The organism is Aromatoleum evansii, from assembly GCF_012910805.1.
GTDB classification, from domain to species: Bacteria; Pseudomonadota; Gammaproteobacteria; order Burkholderiales; family Rhodocyclaceae; genus Aromatoleum; species Aromatoleum evansii.
Genome location: NZ_WTVK01000044.1, coordinates 1 through 17,368, shown reverse-complemented (window position 1 = coordinate 17,368; position 17,368 = coordinate 1). Strand labels below are relative to the sequence as shown.

The 17,368-nt window shown below is 66.5% G+C and carries 15 protein-coding genes; 11 read left to right on the top strand and 4 right to left on the bottom strand.

The annotated features are described in order from the left end of the window. Positions 1 to 30: 30 nt before the first annotated feature. Genes GO615_RS19880 through GO615_RS19870 form a run of 3 tightly spaced genes read left to right on the top strand, consistent with a single transcriptional unit; the run spans position 31 to position 3,909 of the window. Complete coding sequence (locus GO615_RS19880) at positions 31 to 756, top strand: response regulator (RefSeq protein WP_169131248.1); 726 nt, start codon at positions 31 to 33, stop codon at positions 754 to 756. After that, on the top strand, positions 753 to 1,538 hold the full coding sequence (locus GO615_RS19875; protein ID WP_169131246.1) for a substrate-binding periplasmic protein: 786 nt from the start codon (positions 753 to 755) through the stop codon (positions 1,536 to 1,538). Before GO615_RS19880 ends, GO615_RS19875 begins: the two co-directional genes overlap by 4 nt. Then, positions 1,522 to 3,909, top strand: a complete 2,388-nt coding sequence (locus tag GO615_RS19870; RefSeq protein ID WP_169131244.1) for an ATP-binding protein — start codon at positions 1,522 to 1,524, stop codon at positions 3,907 to 3,909. Before GO615_RS19875 ends, GO615_RS19870 begins: the two co-directional genes overlap by 17 nt. Before the next feature lie 6 nt (positions 3,910 to 3,915). Here GO615_RS19870 and GO615_RS19865 read toward each other — a convergent pair whose 3' ends face one another. Then, a complete protein-coding gene (locus GO615_RS19865) occupies positions 3,916 to 4,977 on the bottom strand; it encodes a GlxA family transcriptional regulator (protein WP_169131242.1) in 1,062 nt (353 codons plus the stop codon). Between the two features lie 124 nt (positions 4,978 to 5,101). Beyond that, positions 5,102 to 6,610, bottom strand: a complete 1,509-nt coding sequence (nhaC, locus tag GO615_RS19860; RefSeq protein ID WP_169131240.1) for a Na+/H+ antiporter NhaC — start codon at positions 6,608 to 6,610, stop codon at positions 5,102 to 5,104. Between the two features lie 396 nt (positions 6,611 to 7,006). Here nhaC and GO615_RS19855 point away from each other — a divergent pair, with 396 nt between their 5' ends. From GO615_RS19855 to GO615_RS19840, 4 genes are all read left to right on the top strand, one after another. Then, complete coding sequence (locus GO615_RS19855) at positions 7,007 to 7,693, top strand: isochorismatase family protein (RefSeq protein ID WP_169131238.1); 687 nt, start codon at positions 7,007 to 7,009, stop codon at positions 7,691 to 7,693. Between the two features lie 156 nt (positions 7,694 to 7,849). After that, entirely contained in the window at positions 7,850 to 8,875 is a 1,026-nt protein-coding gene (gene dctP / locus GO615_RS19850) for a TRAP transporter substrate-binding protein DctP (protein ID WP_246262380.1), read from the top strand. 77 nt (positions 8,876 to 8,952) lie between these two features. Next, positions 8,953 to 9,480: a TRAP transporter small permease gene (locus GO615_RS19845; protein ID WP_169131236.1), complete on the top strand. Its 528-nt coding sequence runs from the start codon at positions 8,953 to 8,955 to the stop codon at positions 9,478 to 9,480. Then, positions 9,477 to 10,766, top strand: a complete 1,290-nt coding sequence (locus tag GO615_RS19840; protein WP_169131234.1) for a TRAP transporter large permease — start codon at positions 9,477 to 9,479, stop codon at positions 10,764 to 10,766. The genes GO615_RS19845 and GO615_RS19840 overlap by 4 nt, the downstream gene beginning before the upstream one ends. Positions 10,767 to 10,914: 148 nt before the next feature. Here GO615_RS19840 and GO615_RS19835 read toward each other — a convergent pair whose 3' ends face one another. Beyond that, positions 10,915 to 11,832: a LysR family transcriptional regulator gene (locus GO615_RS19835; protein WP_169131232.1), complete on the bottom strand. Its 918-nt coding sequence runs from the start codon at positions 11,830 to 11,832 to the stop codon at positions 10,915 to 10,917. A 148-nt stretch (positions 11,833 to 11,980) separates the two neighbouring features. Here GO615_RS19835 and fabF point away from each other — a divergent pair, with 148 nt between their 5' ends. Further along, entirely contained in the window at positions 11,981 to 13,294 is a 1,314-nt protein-coding gene (gene fabF / locus GO615_RS19830; RefSeq protein ID WP_211167243.1) for a beta-ketoacyl-ACP synthase II, read from the top strand. 113 nt (positions 13,295 to 13,407) lie between these two features. Continuing rightward, positions 13,408 to 14,784 (top strand): MFS transporter, encoded by a 1,377-nt coding sequence (locus GO615_RS19825; RefSeq protein WP_169131230.1) that lies wholly within the window; start codon positions 13,408 to 13,410, stop codon positions 14,782 to 14,784. Positions 14,785 to 14,857: 73 nt separating this feature from the next. Here GO615_RS19825 and GO615_RS19820 read toward each other — a convergent pair whose 3' ends face one another. Then, positions 14,858 to 15,274 (bottom strand): DUF3592 domain-containing protein, encoded by a 417-nt coding sequence (locus GO615_RS19820; RefSeq protein ID WP_169131228.1) that lies wholly within the window; start codon positions 15,272 to 15,274, stop codon positions 14,858 to 14,860. Positions 15,275 to 15,688: 414 nt separating this feature from the next. Between GO615_RS19820 and glyA the strand changes: the two genes are divergently transcribed. Together glyA and GO615_RS19810 are read left to right on the top strand one after the other, a co-directional pair. Next, a complete protein-coding gene (gene glyA / locus GO615_RS19815; protein WP_169131226.1) occupies positions 15,689 to 16,951 on the top strand; it encodes a serine hydroxymethyltransferase in 1,263 nt (420 codons plus the stop codon). A gap of 23 nt (positions 16,952 to 16,974) precedes the next feature. Next, positions 16,975 to 17,368, top strand: a 394-nt coding sequence (locus GO615_RS19810; protein WP_281358736.1) for a serine dehydratase beta chain, incomplete at its 3' end; no start/stop codon positions are given.

The following is a 17,368-nucleotide window of genomic DNA, read 5'->3' as shown; positions in this document are numbered from 1 at the left end:
AGGACATCGCGAATGTAGGAGCGCGAAGGCGTGGCCGGTGAAGCAATCGTGCTGGTGGTCGATGACGACCCCGTGACCAGAAACTGCCTGGCGGAGTACTTCGCGGCCGAGGACTTTGGTGTCCTGTGCGCGGCGACCGCAGAGGAGGCGGAGGACCTTATCGCGGGGGAGAACATCGACCTCGTGTTGCTCGACATCCGGCTGCCGGGCAAGGACGGGCTGACCCTGACGCGCGAGCTCCGCGTGAATAGCGAAGTCGGCATCATCCTCGTGTCGGGCAAGCAGGACGAGATCGAACGCATCGTCGGCCTCGAGTGCGGGGCGGACGAGTACGTGACCAAGCCCTTCAACCCGCGGGAGATCCTTGCGCGGGCGAAGAACCTTATCCGGCGCGTGAAACAGTCCAGGTCGATGTCTCCCGGCACCGCGCGCGCGAAGGAGGTGGCGTTCGGCGCCTGGACGCTGCACCCCGACCGCCGCCAGCTCGTCGATGCGTCGGGCGTCGAGGCCGAGCTCACCGAGGGTGAGTTCCAGCTCCTGAAAGCCTTTCTCCGTCATCCCGGCCGGACGATGAGCCGCGATCAGCTGCTCGACCAGATCCGCAACCGCGAATGGGTGCCGAGCGACCGCACCGTGGACGTGCTGGTCGGCCGCCTGCGCCGCAAGCTGAAGGACGACCCCGCAAGCCCGAAAGTGATCCTGACCGTGCACGGGGCCGGATACCGCTTCACTCCGGTTCCACGCGAACGCCCATGAGGCGCGCGAGCGTGGCGCTGGCCCTGTGCGGGCTCGCCGCCGGTGCGCAGGGGGCAACGTTCAGCGCCTGCGGCCATCCCGCCTATCCGCCGGTGTCGTGGGTCACGCAGGGCCAGTTGCGGGGACTCGCGCCCGAGGTGGTTGGCGAGATCTTCCGCGAGATGGGGCACGAGCTGCGCACCGAGCCGCTGGGCAACTGGAAGCGCTGCCTGCTGGAAGCGCAGGAGGGGCGCATCGACGTCGTCGTCGCGGCCTACCGCACATCGGAGCGGGAGCGGCGGCTCGCGTTCTCGACGCAATACCTCGTCGCCGACCCTATCGTCCTATTCGTCCGGCGCGACCGGCAATTCGCCTTCTCGCGCTGGAGCGACCTGGAGGGCAAGACCGTCGGCCTGCTGCTGGGCGACAGCTTCGGCGAGCGCTTCGATCGTTTCGCCGAGGCCCGCCTGAAGGTCGAGCGGGTGTCGCGCAGCGAGCAGAACGTGCGCAAGCTCGCGCTCGGACGTATCGACTTCATGCCCGTCGGGCTCCGCACCTGGCATCTGCAGGGTCAGCGTCTGGGCTACGGTGACGAGATCATGCGCCTGCCCGAACCTCTGGTCACCGAGCACTACTACGTCGCCGTGCGCCGGGGCTCGCCGCTCGAACCGCTGCTCCCGTACATCGACCGGCGACTCGCCGAAATGCATGCGGACGGCAGCCTGCAGCGCCACGAGCGTGCGCACGCGGATGCCTACCTGGCAGAACTCGAAGGAACGGAGTCGGATGCTGCGCGCCGCTGAACGCTGGCTGCGGCGCCTTCCCGGCTACCGGCGCGAGCATCCCCTCGCGCATCGCGTGACGATCTACGTGCTGGCCTGCAGCCTGGGCTTCGCGCTGCTGTCGACCGCCCTGCAGGTCGCGATCGAGTACCGGCGCGAGATGCGTTCGATCGAGGAACGGATCGAGTTGATCCACAGCAGCTATCTCGCGAGTCTCGCGCGCAGCGTGTGGGACCTCGACGAGGAGCAGTTGCGCCTGCAATTGCAGGGGATCTCCGATTTTCCCGACATCGGCGGCCTGCGACTGGATGGTGCCGGCTTCCTGACTCCGTTCCAGATCCCCGCCCGTCGGCAGGTCATCGCGCCGATCGAGCACAGCTTCGAGCTCATCTATCCCGCGCCCGAAGGCGACCGGAGCCTGGGGCGGCTGGTCGTGCAGACCGACCGCGGGGCGCTGTTCGCGCGGCTCGGCTGGAGCGGGCTCATCATCCTGTTGAGCCAGACGCTCACCGTCCTGCTGATCGCGGCGGCGCTGGTCGTGGTGTTCCAGTGGTTCGTCACGCGCCACCTCGAGGGCATGGCGCGCTTCGCCCGGCTGCTCGGCGAAGGACGCCTGGATGCGCCGCTGAAGCTGGCGCGTCCGCCTTCGGCCGTGCCCGACGAGCTCGACGCAGTGGTCGCGGCCCTCAACGACATGCAGCTGGCGATCCGCCAGGACATCAGCCGGCGCCAGCTTGCTCACGATCGGCTGCTGTACAGCCGCGACCAGTTCAAGGAAATGGTCGAGAAGCGCACACGCAGCCTGCAGGCGGCCAAGGATGCGGCCGAGGCGGCGAACCGCGCGAAATCGGCCTTCCTCGCCACGATGAGCCACGAGATCCGCACGCCGATGAACGGCATGCTCGGGATGCTGCAGCTCCTGCGTCACAGCGAGATGCCGGAAACGTCGCGGAACCAGCTCGATGTCCTGCAGCGGTCGGGCGAATTGCTGCTCGCGACGCTCAACCACGTCCTCGATTACGCCCGCATCGAGGAAGGTGGGGAGATACCGGAGGAGGAGGCCTTCGACCTTCAGGAGCTGGTCGACAATCAGCTCCTGCTCGTCGCCGGCTCGGCCGGTGCAAAGGGATTGAGGCTGGCGGCCGAGATCGCGCCGGGGCTGGCGGGGCGGTATATCGGCGGCGCGGGGAGCCTGCGGCAGATCCTCGCCAACCTGCTGTCGAATGCGATCAAGTTCACGCTCGAGGGCGAGGTCAGGCTGTGCGTCGACGCCGATGACAAGGCGGGAGCCGCGACCCGCCTGCGCTTCGAGGTTTGCGACACCGGCATCGGCATCGACGAAACCCAGCAGGCGCGCATCTTCGAGCGCTTCACCCAGGCCGACGACACGATCACGCGGCGTTTCGGCGGATCCGGCCTCGGATTGGCGATATCCCGGAAGCTGGTCGAGGGCCTGGGCGGAACGATCGGCGTGACGAGCGTGCCGGGGGAGGGGAGTCGCTTCCGGGTCGAAGTGCCGGTACGGGCCTTGCCGCCGGAGGCATCCGTCACACGGTCGGTGGCCCCGGCGGACCTGCCGAGCCTGAGCCTGCTCCTCGTGGAGGATGTCGAGGTGAATCGTGTGGTCCTGTGCGGCCTGCTCGAACATGCCGGACATCTGGTGTGCACGGCCGTGGACGGCCGGCAGGCGCTCGAGATCTGCAGGCAGCAGGGATTCGACGCGATCCTCATGGACATGCACCTGCCGATCATGAGCGGCAGCGAAGTGAGCCGGGAGATCCGGGGCGACCCGGGAAATCTGAACGGGACCACGCCGATCATTGCGCTGACCGCCAGCGTGAGCCCCGAAGACATCCGGCACTGTCTCGACCACGGCATGGACGCCGTCGTGGCCAAGCCCGTCCGGATCGAGCACTTGCTGCAGACACTTGCCGAAGTGCTCGGGCCGAAGGAGCCATACATCCCGGCCCCGATGCGTGCAAATGAGGCTGAGCGCACTGTCACGGTGGACAGGCGCTTGTTGGTGGCTCACGCGCGGGTGTTCGGCTGCGCCCGCGTCCTGAGCCTGGTGGAGTTGCTGCGCGAGCAGGCTAAAACCACGCTGCCGCAGATCACCGAGGCACTCGAGCAGGGGGATCTGTTTGAGGTGCAGGAACTGGCGCACAAACTTGCGGGCGCATGCGAAATGCTGGGCCTGCGGGACAGCAGCGAGCGCTTGCGCGCGCTGGAGGGGAAGGCGGGCGCAGACGACGTCGCGGGCTGCCGTAGCACGCACGACGGGATCGGGATCATCCTGGCGCGTGAGCTGGATGAGGCCGGGGATTGCCTGCAGCCCGACGAACCCGCCCCCGCTGCCTCCGGCCCGGACGAGATGCAGGGCCGGGCAGCATAGATCCCGTCAGGGGCGACGCCGCCGCGTGCCGACCTGGGACGGGGAGACGCCGAAGAATTCCCGGTAGCAACGGCTGAAGTGCGGCGCGCCGCTGAAGCCGCAGGCGATCGCGATGCTGGTGATCGGCTCGTTCGTCTGCTGCAGGAGGCGCCGGGCGCGCGTGATGCGGGTCTCGAGGTAGTAGCGTGCCGGCGTGGTATTCATGTAGCGCTGGAACATCCTGTCGATCTGGCGGCGCGACACCTGTGCGTGCTGCGCCAGGTCGTCGATGCTGAGGGGTTCCTCGATGTTGTTCTTCATCAGCTGCAGCACCGTGCTGAGCGCAGCGGGCAGCGTGGGGTCGTCCGCCAGCGCCGTCATCGGAAGGTCGGGCAGGTCATCGAGGGTGCGGTCGCAGGAGAGGATCTCCTCCACGCCGCGCACCACCTCCTCGCCGTGATGGTTGCGGATCACGGCCAGCATCATGCTCAGGGCGCTGTTGGCGCCGGCCGATGAAATCCGGTCGCGATCGATGACGAAAGGTTGCGCGAGGAGCTTGACCTGCGGGCAGACCTCCTCGAGCCCGGCGCGGCTGTCGGGGTGCACCGTGCAGGCGTAGCCGTCGAGGAGCCCCGCGTGCGCGAGCAGATAGCTGCCGTTCCACAGGCCGCCCAGCATGACGCGATGGCGCGCCGCCTCGCGGAGTTTTTCGACGGTCGGACGCGCGGGCTCGAGCTTAGAGCGGTAACCGCCGCATACGATGAGGACGTCGAGGGTCTTCACGGGGATGGACGACAAGTCGCCATCGACCGAGATATTGATCGCGAGGTCGCTGCGAACCGTCGATCCTTCCAGGCTGTACGTCTCGAAGCTGTATAGCGGCTTGCCGCTGACGAGGTTGGCGGTAACGATCGCGTCAACGGCGCCGGTAAACGCCATCATCGAGAAATGCTCGAGCAGCAGGAAGCCGATGCGCCTGCAGATCGAGGTGGGTATGCCTTCGGCCGGCTGTCCGGGCAGGTGGGGTTGATTGCTGTGACGCAGGCGACTGTCGAACTTGCGCTGATTCTGAAGCGGTTTGTCAGCCATGCCGGTCCCGTCGTGTCGAGGCTTTTGTCTGCTGGAAGATCAAATTATAAGGGCACGGCCCCTCGAGGAGGGGCCGTGCCCGGGGCTTCGCGGTGCATCGGGGCGCCGCCTTGACAGATAGACGTCAGGCCGCCGCCGGACTCGGCTTCAGGCCGCCCATCGATTCATCGTGGTCGAAGGTCTGGATCGCTTCGCCTTCAGCGTGCCAGCGCGCTTTTTCCGCCTCGCTGGCGCGCGGCGAGAACCAGCCCATGTAGCCGTAGAAGATGCCGATCACCGGCGACATCCAGCATGCAAACGACAGAGGAATATACAGCAGGTTCTCGAAGTTGCCTTCGGCCACGCCCAGGCCGAGCGCGGTGATGACGATGGCGCCGCCCGCGTTCCAGGGCACCAGCGGGGACACGAGGGTGCCGCCCTCCTCGAGCGCGCGTGACAGGTTCAGCGTCGAATAACCCTTGCCGCGATATGCGGGGGCGTACATGCGGCCGGGCAGGGCGATCGAAAGGTAGGGGTCGCCCGCAACCAGGTTCGTCGCGATCGCGGTGCCCGTTGCAGCGGCCTGCATCGAGCCGAAGCGGCGCGTACGCTTGAGCATCGCGTCGACGATCACTTCGAGGCAGCGTGTGTGTTCGAGTGCGCCGCCGAAACCCAGCGCGATCATGACCAGCGTGATGACCCAGGTCATCGACTGGATGCCGCCGCGGTTGAGCAGGCTGTCGAGATCCTTCACGCCGGATTCGAACTTGTAGCCGTTCTGCATGTAGGCGAACACGTCGTGCACGCTCGCACCCTGTACCAGGATGGCAACCAATGCTCCGGCGACGGCGCCTGCGAACAAGGACGGGATCGCGGGCATCTTGCGCAGTGCGAGGAACAGCACCAGGACGGCCGGCAGCAGGACCGTCCACGACAGCGTGAAGTGCTTCTCGATACCGGACGTGATCGTCTCGATCTTGCTGAAATCCGCTCCTTCGCCCCCGATCAGGCTGAAGCCCGCGACGAGGTAGAGCGCGAATGCGATCAGCATCGACGGGACCGTCGTGGGCATCATGTTGCGGATGTGATCGAACAGGCCTACGCCGGTTACGGCGGGAGCGAGGTTTGTCGTGTCCGATAGCGGCGATACCTTGTCGCCGAAGAACGCGCCCGACACCACGGCGCCGGCAGTCCAGTATGGCGGAATGTCGAAACCCGCCCCGATGCCCATCAGTGCGAGACCGACCGTGCCGGTCGTACCCCAGGACGTCCCCAGAGATACCGACACCAGGGAGCACAGCAGCATCCCCGCGGCAAGGAACCACTGCGGGGTCAGGAGGTTGAGTCCCGCGTGGATGATGTAGGGCACCGTGCCGCTCGCGATCCACGTACCGATGATCATGCCGACGACAATCAGGATCGCAATCGACTGCAGCCCGATGCTGACGATGTGCAGCACCCCTTGTTCCATCTGCTGCCAGCGATGGCCCTGCAGCCAGCCGATCGCCGCGGTGATCGCAAGACCGATCGCCAGCGGCACGTGGGGGGTGAAGTCCTTGTAGTAGAAGAGTTGCACGCCCAGTACGCCGAGCGTGAGGACGATGGGCAGCAGGGCGAGGCCGAGCGAGGGCCTCTCGGTGCGCAGATCACTCATTGTTTTGTCTCCGAATATATGACCCGACGATCGTCCGGGACCGTCGAGGACAGCTGGATTTTTTCGCTGTCGATACGGAGGCTAGCAAGCACTTGTAAACGGGGTTTCGAGCGTTTGTGCAGAATTGTGATGGCTTGTCACTTCCCGCTTTACATCTCGGCTGCAGCGCGCTCTGCAATGTGATCGGCGCTGTTCCGTGCCGACTCGTCGCGACGCCCGGTGCTCGTTCCGTTCCGGGCAGGGGCATACGAGGCCGTGTCTATCGCTTTATATGCGTCAAAGTCAATAATATAATGTTAATTGTAAATATTAAGATCAACAGTATTGGCTAGTATTCCTCCAGACAAAGACGCCTTTGTCGCCAACCGAAACCACCATTGTCTGGAGACGAATCACATGGAAAGCCAACTCAACGACATGCTCAAGCAAGCCTTCGCCGAAGCCACCAAGCTGTACCAGGAACGCGGCTTCCAGCGCCGCGTGGGCTTCGGCAAGAAGCCGGCGCTGATCAACGTCGACCTCGCGAATGCCTGGACCCGTCCCGGCAACCCCTTCACCTGCGAGAAGATCGACGACGAGATCATCCCCGGCGTGCAGCGCCTGCTGAAAGCCTGCCGCGAGAACAACCATCCGGTGATCCACGTGACGACCTGCTACCAGGTCACGGACCGCAAGAATCCGCACACCGACATGGGTCTGTGGCACAACAAGATCCCGGTCGACGTCGTGAATCAGGAAGACGAGAACATCTGGGCGATCGACTCGCGCATCGCGCCGATCGCCGGTGAGCAGGTCCTGATCAAGAAGCGCGCGAGCTCCTTCCACGGTACCTACCTCGCGGGCTTCCTGCGTGCGGCCGGTGTCGACACCATCCTTGTGACCGGCGTGACCGCCTCGGCCTGCGTGCGCACGACCCTGTGCGACGGCCTCGCCGAAGGTTTCCGCACCATCGCCGTGCGCGAGTGCATCGGCGACCGCGTGCCCGGCGCGGTCGAGTGGAACCTGTTCGACATCGACGCCAAGTTTGCCGACGTCGAGTCGGTCGACCGCTGCGTCGACTACCTGTACTCGATGAAGGGCTGATCCCCGGGGCCGGCGGGGGCATCGCTGCCTCCGCCGGCCCACCGTGCTTCACCCGCCCGCGAGCCGGGACCCGCAATAACGAAAACAAGCGACGACCGACGCGTGGCGGCAGGTGCGCGCGATCGGCGCGCGCCCATCACCAAAGGAGTGTTTGTCATGAGTGGTTTGTCGATTTTCAGGAAGCTGCTGCTTGGCGCGCTGTGCGTCGTGGCCGGCGGCGCGGCGGCGAGCGAGACGATCGAGCTGAAGATGCATAGCCAGATCGTCGAGTCCCGCCCGGAGGCGAAGTACCTGCAGCAGTTCGCGGACGACGTTGCGGCACGCTCGAACGGCCGGCTCAAGATCAACGTCTTCCATGCCGGCTCGCTGGGGCTGAAGGATGCGGATCTCCTGCGCATCATGCAGGCGGGCGCCGTCGACATGGCGATGCTGTACGGCGAGTACTTCACGCGCGACGCGCCCGAGCTGGGCGTCGTGTACGTGCAGGGCGCGATCCGCAACCCGCAGCAGCACCTGCAGCTACTGCCAACGATGCGCGCGATCTACGAGGAGGGCTACTCGAAGTGGCGCATCCACACCGTCGGCGGCGTCGTCAGCCCCGTGTTCAACGTCGGCGTGCATTGCAAGGAGCCGGTGAACAGCCTCGCGCAACTGAAGGGCAAGAAGCTGCGCGTGTGGGGCAGCCACCTCGTCGGCACCTTCCAGGGCCTGGACGTCGCCGCGCAGGTGATCCCGCAGAACAGCATGTACATGGCGCTGCAGACCGGCGTGGTCGACTGCGCCTACTACCTGTCGACGGTCGCCAAGACCGTGTCGATCCAGGAGGTGGCGAAGTACGAGGCCTACATGCACCCGTGGGCGGCCGTGCCGTGGATGTTCGGCGTCAGCGACAAGGCCTGGTCGCGCCTGCCCAAGGACCTGCAGACGGTGCTGGTCGAGGCGGGCGAGGCGATGTGGGCGAAGACACGCGACGCGGCCGTGAGCCCGGAGCGCGAGAACGCCGCGATCGAGGAGCGCAAGGCGCTCGGCATCACGATGCTGGAGCCCTTCTCGCAGGGTGACGTCAGCAGCTTTGTCGCAGCATCCGACAAGGCCTGGGCGGATATGGCGAAGTCAGCGGGGCCGAAGGGCACCGAGTACTACCAGCGCATGAGGGAGGCGATCGCCAAGCTGACGCCCTGAGCGGCGTCGCAGGGGCGGCCTGTCTTGACCCATGACGGCCGCCCGGATCGTGTCGCAACCCATCGCTGGAGACCAAGATGCACTTCCTGATCCGCTGCCTGGAAAGGCTCGCGCTCGGCATGAACCGGCTCGCTGCCGTGGCGGCCGTGCTGATGAGCCTGTTCGTGTTCCTGGGCGTCGTGATGCGCTACTTCGTCGGCGCACCCTTCGCCTTCTCCGATGAATTCATCGGCCTGCTGTTCGCCACGATGGCCTTTCTCGCCATGCCGCTGGGCCTCGTGATGCGCCGTCACATCATCCTCGACATCGTCACGCGCGGCCTGCAGGGGCCGCTGCGCCACTTCGTCGACATCGGCGCCACCGTGATCCTCACCACCTTCTGCGTGTGGTTCTTCGCGCTCTCCTACGATTTCGCCGACTTCTCGCGCCTGCTCGACGCGCGCTCGGACATCGGCTCGATGCTGCTGTGGCCGTGGATGGCGATGCTGCCGCTGTGCACCGTGGTGATGGTGCTCGTCAGCCTCGGCCAGCTCTTCGACAGCCTGCGCCAGCTTGCCGGCCGCCCGTCGCTGTTCTCCCTCGCTGGCGAGGAGGAAGCGCTATGACCTGGGGCATCCTTTCGACCAGTATGCTCGTGCTGATGGTGACCGGCGCGGTGCTGGGCGCAGCGCTCGGGCTCACCGGCCTGATCCTGCTGCAGTTCCAGGTGGGGGACGCGACCTCGCTCGCGGTGCAGGCGGTGTGGAACACCTTCACCGACTTCACCCTGAGCGCCGTGCCGCTGTTCATCTTCCTCGGCGATATCCTGATGGCGAGCGGCATCTCCGGGCGCATCTACAACGGCCTCACGCCGCTGTTCCATCGCTTCTCGGGCAAGCTGCTGCACACCAACATCGCGGTGTGCACGGTGTTCGGCGCGGTCAGCGGCTCGAGTTCGTCGACAGCGGCGGCGATCGGTTCGGTCGGCTATCCCGAACTGGTGAAGCGCGGCTACGACCCGGCGACCGTCATCGCCTCGCTCGCGGCCGGCGGCACGCTCGGCCTGCTGATCCCGCCCAGTCTGTCGCTGCTGATCTATGGCGCCACGCAGGACGTGTCGATCGGCAAGCTCTTCCTCGCCGGCATCGTGCCGGGGCTGCTCATCGCCGGCCTGTTCTCGGCCTACATCGCGGGCCTGTGCTACTTCCGCAAGGATCTGGCGCCGAAGGAGGACGAACGCCCGACCTGGGGCGAGATCTTCACCGGGCTGCGCGCGATCTGGCCGCTGCCGATCCTGATCTTCTTCGTGCTCGGCACGATCTACATGGGCCTCGCGACGACCACCGAGGCCGCCGCACTGGGCGTGGTCGCGGCGACGGTGCTGGGCTTCGTGTGGGGCGACCTGACGCTGCCGAAGCTGTGGCAGTCGTTCAAGACCTCGGTGCTGATGTTCGGCACGATCGCGATGGTGCTGCTCGGCACGCTGATCCTCGCGCAGGCGATCAGCGTCCTTGGCCTGCCGAAGGAACTCGTCGACTGGGTCGCGAAGATGGGCCTGAGCCGCTACGAGGTGCTGTTCGCGATCGTGCTCGTGTATCTGGTGCTGGGCTGCTTCTTCGACGGCATCTCGCTGCTGCTGATGACGCTGCCGATCGCCTTCCCGCTGATGATGTCGATGCAGTTCGACCCCATCTGGTTCGGCATCGTCGTCACGATCCTGATGGAGGTCGGCATGATCACGCCGCCGGTGGGGCTCAACCTCTTCGTGCTCGTGACGATCTCCAGGCGCAAGGTGAGCCTGGGCGAGGCGTCGTGGGCCACCGTGCCCTACTGGCTGATCATGCTCGGCGTGATCGGGCTGTTCACGGTGTTCCCGGAGATCGTGACCTTCGTCCCCAACCGCTTCTTCTGATCTCGCTCACCGTCCTCCCCCTTGGCGATCCGCAGGCACTCCAGGCCTGCGGGTCGCTTTTTTCCTGCGGGTGAGGATCGATGGCGATTATTGCGCACCAAAACAACAATCGCCCTGCAAGCGGCAACAGTTCCGGCGCGGTGCGCGGCTATTCTCGTGCTTCGCTCGCGATGCCGAATTCCTCGGCGTTGTCGTGCAGGAACTGCGCGAAGCGGTCCACGGTGGGAGTCGGAATGTCCTTGCGCCAGCACACCAGGGTCTCCAGCGGCTTTTGCCGACCGGCGAGCGGACGGATCACCAGCCCCTTGCGCTGGATGTTCTCCGCGCAGCGCGCGTACAGCGCGACGCCGATGTTCGCAGCGACCAGCCCGAAGATGCCGTCGCTGGTCGAGGCCTCCTGCGCGACGAGGGGCGAGAAGTTGGCAGCGTGGCACAGGGCGAAGAAGTGCGAGCGGAAGGCTTCCCACGACTCCTTCGAGCCGAGGATGAATTTTTCGTTAGCGAGGTCGCGGATCGAAATCGACGGCTTGTCGGCGAGTGGATGCGCGGCCGGAAGCAGCACGACCAGTTCCTCGCGCGCGAGCAGGAGCTGGCTCACGGTGGGTGATTCGAAGGGGCCGATCAGGAAGCCGATGTCGATGCGCGACTCGAGCAGCGCCTCCTTCTGCTTCGAGCTCGGGAAGTGAAACAGCTCGACCTTGATGCCCGGATGCGTGTGCAGGAATTTCTCGATGATCATCGGCAGCTTGCCGTTGATCGCGAAGTCCATGTACGCGATGCGCAGGTAACCCACCTTGCCGTCGGCGGCGGCCTGCGCGAGCAGCGAGGCCTTCTCGATGTGGCCGAGCGCGAGGCGGCATTCGTAGAGGAAGGTGCGCCCGGCCTCGGTGAGCTGCACGACGCGCGTCGTGCGCGACAGCAGCTCCGCGCCGACGGCTTCCTCCAGGTGCTGGATCGTGCGCGTGAGCGCCGACTGCGTCATGTGCAGGCGCTCGGCGGCGGGGCGGAACTGCAACTCCTCGGCGACGGCGATGAAGGCGCGCATGTGGCGGATTTCGAAGCGCATGGGCGGGGCTCGGGTGAGTGGATAGTGATTGCTGAAGGCAATAATCGCGCATCAACTGTAAATAATATTGGAAATAGTGTCGACTAGGATTCACACATCGGGGCGGCTGCAGTTGCGGTCGCTCGGCAGACTTGCATGAGGAAGTAAGATGGCGGGAGCAGGGGCAGGGAGCAGGGCGCTGCGGCGCGTGGTCGTGACGGGCTGGGGGCTTGCGACCCCGCTCGGTGTCGGCGTGGAGCACACATGGGCGCGGCTCCTCGCGGGCGAGTCGGGCATTCGCGCGATCGACCGCTTCGAGGTCGCGGATCTGCCCTCGCGCATCGCCGGCCTGCTGCCCGAAGGTCCAAGTGCCGACGGCGGTTTCAATGCCGACGAATGGGTGCCGCCGAAGGACCAGCGCAAGATGGACCGCTTCGCGATGTACGCGCTGTGCGCGGCCGAGCAGGCGCTGCAGGATGCGGACTGGCATCCGACGACCCAGCGCGCCCGCGAGCGCACCGGCGTGCTGATAGGCTCGGGCATCGGCGGCCTGCCGGCGCTCGCCGAGGGTGCACTGACGCTGGAACGCCAGGGCGCGCGGCGCATCTCGCCCTTCTTCATTCCGTCCGCGCTGGTGAATCTGGCCGCCGGCCAGGTCGGGATCCGTCACGGCCTGCAGGGGCCCACGCACGGCGTCGCGACCGCCTGCGCGAGCGGCGCCCACGCGATCGGCGACGCCGCGCGCATGGTGATGCTGGGCGATGCCGACGTGATGGTGGCCGGCGGCACCGAGGCTGCGGTGTCGCGCCTGGGCATCGCCGGCTTCTGCGCCGCCCGCGCGCTGTCGACCGGCTTCAACGACACCCCGCAGGCCGCCTCGCGCCCGTGGGACGCCGCGCGCGACGGCTTCGTGATCGGCGAGGGTAGCGGCATCGTCGTGCTCGAGGACTACGAGCACGCACGGGCGCGCGGCGCGCGCATCCACGCCGAGGTGCTGGGCTACGGCCTGTCGGGCGACGGCTATCACATTGCCGCGCCGCCTGAGGACGGCAGCGGGGCCCTGCGTGCGATGCGCGCCGCGCTCGCGTGGGCGGGCGTTGCTCCGGCGGACGTGGACTACGTGAACGCCCACGCGACCTCGACCCCGCTCGGCGATCTCGTCGAGCTGCGCGCGCTGCGCGAGGTCTTCGGCGAACATGCCATGCGCGGCGGGGAGGGCGGGTTGTCGGTATCCTCGACCAAATCGGCGATGGGGCATCTGCTCGGTGCCGCGGGCGCCGTCGAGGCCATCGTGTGCATGCTCGCGCTCCGCGACCAGATCGTGCCGCCGACGCTCAACCTCGCCGAACCACCGGTGGAGTTCGCCGGCATGGACTTCGTGCCCCGCGTCGCCAAGCGCCGCCCGGTGCGGACCGCGCTGTCGAATTCCTTCGGCTTCGGCGGTACCAACGCGGCGCTGCTGTTCGGCGCCGTCAAGGACTGAAGGGAGGGCGGAACCGAACTGAACTGAACCGCAGCACCGGCGGACGCGCCGGCATCACCGGCGCACCGTCGATCCACACCGATTCGAAAAAATATTCGAACGAGGAGACACGAATGACTACAACAGTACTGGAGATGCCCTTCGCCGCGGGGCCTCGTGAGGGCGTGCAGGAGCAGAGGGTGGACGCGACCTATCGCAAGATAACCTGGCGCCTGATGCCCTTCCTGTTCATCTGCTACGTCGCCGCCTACCTCGACCGCATCAACGTCGGCTTCGCCCAGCTGCAGATGAAGGACGCGCTGGGCTTTAGCGACGCGGTGTACGGCCTGGGCGCCGGCATCTTCTTCGTGGGCTACTTCCTGTTCGAGGTTCCGAGCAACCTGATCCTGGAGAGGATCGGCGCGCGCAAGACGCTCGTGCGCATCATGGTGCTGTGGGGGCTCACGTCCGCGGCGATGATGTTCATCACCTCGCCGGCCGTCTTCTACGTGCTGCGCTTCCTGCTCGGCGTGTTCGAGGCCGGCTTCTTCCCCGGCATGATCTTCTACCTCACCTGCTGGTACCCCGCCAACCGGCGGGCGCGCGTGATGGCGCTGTTCCTCACCGCTGTCGCGACGGCGGGCGTGGTTGGCGGCCCGCTGTCGGGCTGGGTCATGCGGACATTCGACGGGTTCAACGGGCTGGGTGGCTGGCAGTGGATGTTCCTCATCGAGGGCCTGCCGTCCTGCCTGCTCGGCGTGATCGCGTACTTCTACCTCGACGATCGGCCGCAGCAGGCGAGGTGGCTCAGCGCCGAGGAGAAGGCCGTCGTCGTCGCCGAACTGAAGCGCGACCACGCCGCGCGCCCCTTCTTCCACAACCATTCCTTCGGCGACGCCGTGAAGTCGCCGCGCGTGTATGCGATGGCGCTCGCGTGGTTCACCTTCATCTGCGGCGTGTATGCGATCAGCTTCTGGTTGCCGACCCTGATCAAGGGCGCAGGCGTCACCGACGTGCTCTCGATCGGCCTGTACTCGGCCATCCCCTACGGCGTCGCGGTGCTGACGATGATCCTCGTGTGCCGCCACTCCGACCGCAGCGGCGAGCGCCGTCGCCACACCGTTGCCTGCGCGTTGATCGGCGCCGCCGCGCTCGCCACCATCTCGCAGACCGCGGGAAACCTGCCGCTATCGCTGCTGGTGATGAGCATCGCCACGGCCGGCATCTTCACGCTGCAACCGCTCTTCTGGGCGATCGCGACGGATTTCCTCGGCGGCACGAAGGCCGCGGCGGGCACCATCGCCTTCATCAACAGCCTGGGCCTGATCGGCGGTTTCGCCAGCCCGACCATGCTCGGCTGGGTGAAGACGACGACGGGAAGCCTGGACAATGGGTTGTATCTGATCGCAGGCTTGCTGGCGGTGGGGGCGGTGATTACCTTGCAGTTTCGCCACGGGTCGGCGCATCCGGAGTCGAACCGGCGCCTGTACGGTCGGTCACCGCAGGAATAAGGATTCGCGGACGCGATTGAATGTCGGTCCTGGGTGGAGGCGCGAAGGCGGGCCGCTGCCACCCGGCCGGCTTTCAGACGGGCAACAGGCCGGTGAGGATCCCAAGGCCCACCACGAGGAACACAAGGCCAAGTCCCCCGAACAGCAGCGCCTGCCCCCACAGCGGCATGAAGCGGTCGATCTCGGCAATGTGCGGCTGGTCGGCGCGGTAGCGCACCACGACGCTGTCGCCGATGCGTCCGGCATCCTGGCTGCTGCCCATTGCTGACTGGAAAGTGATTTCACGCCCCGTGACAATCCTGAACTTCACGGTCGGGAAGTAGCTGACCTCATCCCGCTCACGGTTTTCGGTCAGCGCGACGATCGTACCCGGGGCGACCACCGACTGCCGGACGAATACGCGCGTCCGTGCGAACTGTCGCCCGGCGGCAATCAGCATCGCCGCGCCGATCAATGCGAAGAGGCTGCTCAGGGCCGTAATCCAGGTCATGAACGTGTATGGCCATCGGTGCCGGCTCTCTGTCCAGCACGGCGGAGCAGGTGGATCGTGCCGGGGGGTGACAGACAATGCATGTCGGCATTCAGGGGGCTGTGTCGGGTGGCCCGGACGATACAGCATTCCTTGTGCCTGGAGCCATTCCCGAATGCTTCCGCCCCCCTTGCATTGCCACATGCGACGCATGTCGCCTTCGGCACATCCACCCCAGGAATTCGCGGCGGGCTGAAACGGCAGGGCGCCTGGGGCGGGGATTCCGTTCCTCGCCTTCGGTCCATATCAAGCAAACGCGTGACGGATACAGGCAAAAGCGCCCCGGGCGAACTTCCTAACATCTCTTCCCATGAAGCCGCCATCCGCTGCGGCCGCTGTCGGCAACGACAGTCCAAGACCGAGGAGACAATACGAATGTTTGCACTGACCGACCGCATTGCCGATTTCGACGACGAGCTGCAGGCGGCGATGGAGGGCGAGTTCGAGCGCCAGGAATCGCACATCGAGCTGATCGCCTCCGAGAACTACACCAGCCCGCGCGTGCTCGAAGCGCAGGGCAGCGTGCTCACCAACAAGTACGCCGAGGGCTACCCGGCGAAGCGCTACTACGGCGGCTGCGAGCACGTCGATGTGGTCGAGCAGCTCGCGATCGACCGCGCCAAGCTCCTCTTCGGCGCCGACTTCGCCAATGTCCAGCCGCACTCGGGCTCGCAGGCCAACGCCGCGGTGTACATGGCGCTGCTCGAGCCGCACGACACCGTGCTGGGCATGAGCCTCGCCCACGGCGGTCACCTCACGCACGGCGCCAAGGTGAACTTCTCCGGCAAGCTCTACAACGCCATCCAGTACGGCCTCGATGAAGCGACCGGCGAGATCGACTACGCCCAGGTCGAACAGCTCGCGAAGGAACACAAGCCGAAGATGATCGTCGCGGGCTTCTCGGCCTACTCGCGCGTGGTCGACTGGCAGCGCTTCCGCGCGATCGCCGATGCCGTGGGTGCGTATCTCTTCGTCGACATGGCCCACGTCGCCGGCCTCGTCGCCGCGGGCCTGTATCCCAACCCCATCCCCTTCGCCGACGTCGTCACCACCACCACCCACAAGACCCTGCGCGGCCCGCGCGGCGGCCTGATCCTCGCGCGCGCCAACCCGGATCTGGAGAAGAAGCTCAACGCCGTGGTGTTCCCCGGCATCCAGGGCGGCCCGCTCATGCACGTCATCGCGGGCAAGGCGGTCGCGCTCAAGGAAGCGCTGCAGCCCGAGTTTCGCGCCTACCAGCAGCAGGTGCTCAAGAACGCCCGCGCGATGGCGGGCGTCTTCATCGAGCGCGGCTACAAGATCGTCTCCGGCGGCACGGACGACCACCTCTTCCTCGTCGATCTCGTCGCCAAGGGCCTCACCGGCAAGCAGGCCGACGCGGCCCTGGGCGCGGCGCACATCACGGTGAACAAGAACGCCGTGCCCAACGACCCGCAGTCGCCCTTCGTCACCAGCGGCATCCGCATCGGCACGCCGGCGATCACCACGCGCGGCTTCAAGGAAGCCGAAGCCAAGGAGCTCACGAACTGGATCTGCGACGTGCTCGACCACATCGACGACCAATCCGTGATCGCCGCGGTGCGCGAGAAGGCGAAGGCCTTGTGCGCGCGCTTCCCGGTCTATCCGGCCACCCGCTGAACCGGCCTCCGGAGCGACCCGTCATGGCGATCAGCGTATTCGAGATGTTCAAGGTCGGCGTCGGCCCGTCCAGTTCCCACACCGTGGGTCCCATGCGTGCCGCGCTCACCTTCGCGTCCGGCCTCAAGGACGCGGGGCTCTTGCCGCGCGTGCGGCGGGTGAAGGCAGAGCTGTACGGCTCGCTGGGGGCCACCGGCAAGGGCCACGGCAGCGACAAGGCGGTGCTGCTTGGCCTGGAAGGGGAGGCGCCCGATCTCGTCGACCCCGACACCATCGAGGCGCGCCTCGTGCGCATCCGCGAGGGCAAGCGCCTGACGCTGCTGGGCCTCCACCCGGTGGACTACTGCGAGAAGACCGACCTCGTCTTCCTGCGCCGCCAGACGCTCCCCTACCACCCCAACGGGATGCGCCTGACGG

What these genes read in the sequence shown, in the direction of transcription:
- GO615_RS19820 (WP_169131228.1), bottom strand. Translation starts at nt 15,274, where the DNA reads ATGACCTGGATTACGGCCCTGAGCAGCCTCTTCGCATTGATCGGCGCG.
- GO615_RS19870 (WP_169131244.1), top strand. Translation starts at nt 1,522, where the DNA reads ATGCTGCGCGCCGCTGAACGCTGGCTGCGGCGCCTTCCCGGCTACCGG.
- dctP (WP_246262380.1), top strand. Translation starts at nt 7,850, where the DNA reads ATGAGTGGTTTGTCGATTTTCAGGAAGCTGCTGCTTGGCGCGCTGTGC.
- GO615_RS19865 (WP_169131242.1), bottom strand. Translation starts at nt 4,977, where the DNA reads ATGGCTGACAAACCGCTTCAGAATCAGCGCAAGTTCGACAGTCGCCTG.
- GO615_RS19835 (WP_169131232.1), bottom strand. Translation starts at nt 11,832, where the DNA reads ATGCGCTTCGAAATCCGCCACATGCGCGCCTTCATCGCCGTCGCCGAG.
- glyA (WP_169131226.1), top strand. Translation starts at nt 15,689, where the DNA reads ATGTTTGCACTGACCGACCGCATTGCCGATTTCGACGACGAGCTGCAG.
- GO615_RS19875 (WP_169131246.1), top strand. Translation starts at nt 753, where the DNA reads ATGAGGCGCGCGAGCGTGGCGCTGGCCCTGTGCGGGCTCGCCGCCGGT.
- GO615_RS19845 (WP_169131236.1), top strand. Translation starts at nt 8,953, where the DNA reads ATGCACTTCCTGATCCGCTGCCTGGAAAGGCTCGCGCTCGGCATGAAC.
- fabF (WP_211167243.1), top strand. Translation starts at nt 11,981, where the DNA reads ATGGCGGGAGCAGGGGCAGGGAGCAGGGCGCTGCGGCGCGTGGTCGTG.
- GO615_RS19825 (WP_169131230.1), top strand. Translation starts at nt 13,408, where the DNA reads ATGACTACAACAGTACTGGAGATGCCCTTCGCCGCGGGGCCTCGTGAG.
- GO615_RS19840 (WP_169131234.1), top strand. Translation starts at nt 9,477, where the DNA reads ATGACCTGGGGCATCCTTTCGACCAGTATGCTCGTGCTGATGGTGACC.
- nhaC (WP_169131240.1), bottom strand. Translation starts at nt 6,610, where the DNA reads ATGAGTGATCTGCGCACCGAGAGGCCCTCGCTCGGCCTCGCCCTGCTG.
- GO615_RS19855 (WP_169131238.1), top strand. Translation starts at nt 7,007, where the DNA reads ATGGAAAGCCAACTCAACGACATGCTCAAGCAAGCCTTCGCCGAAGCC.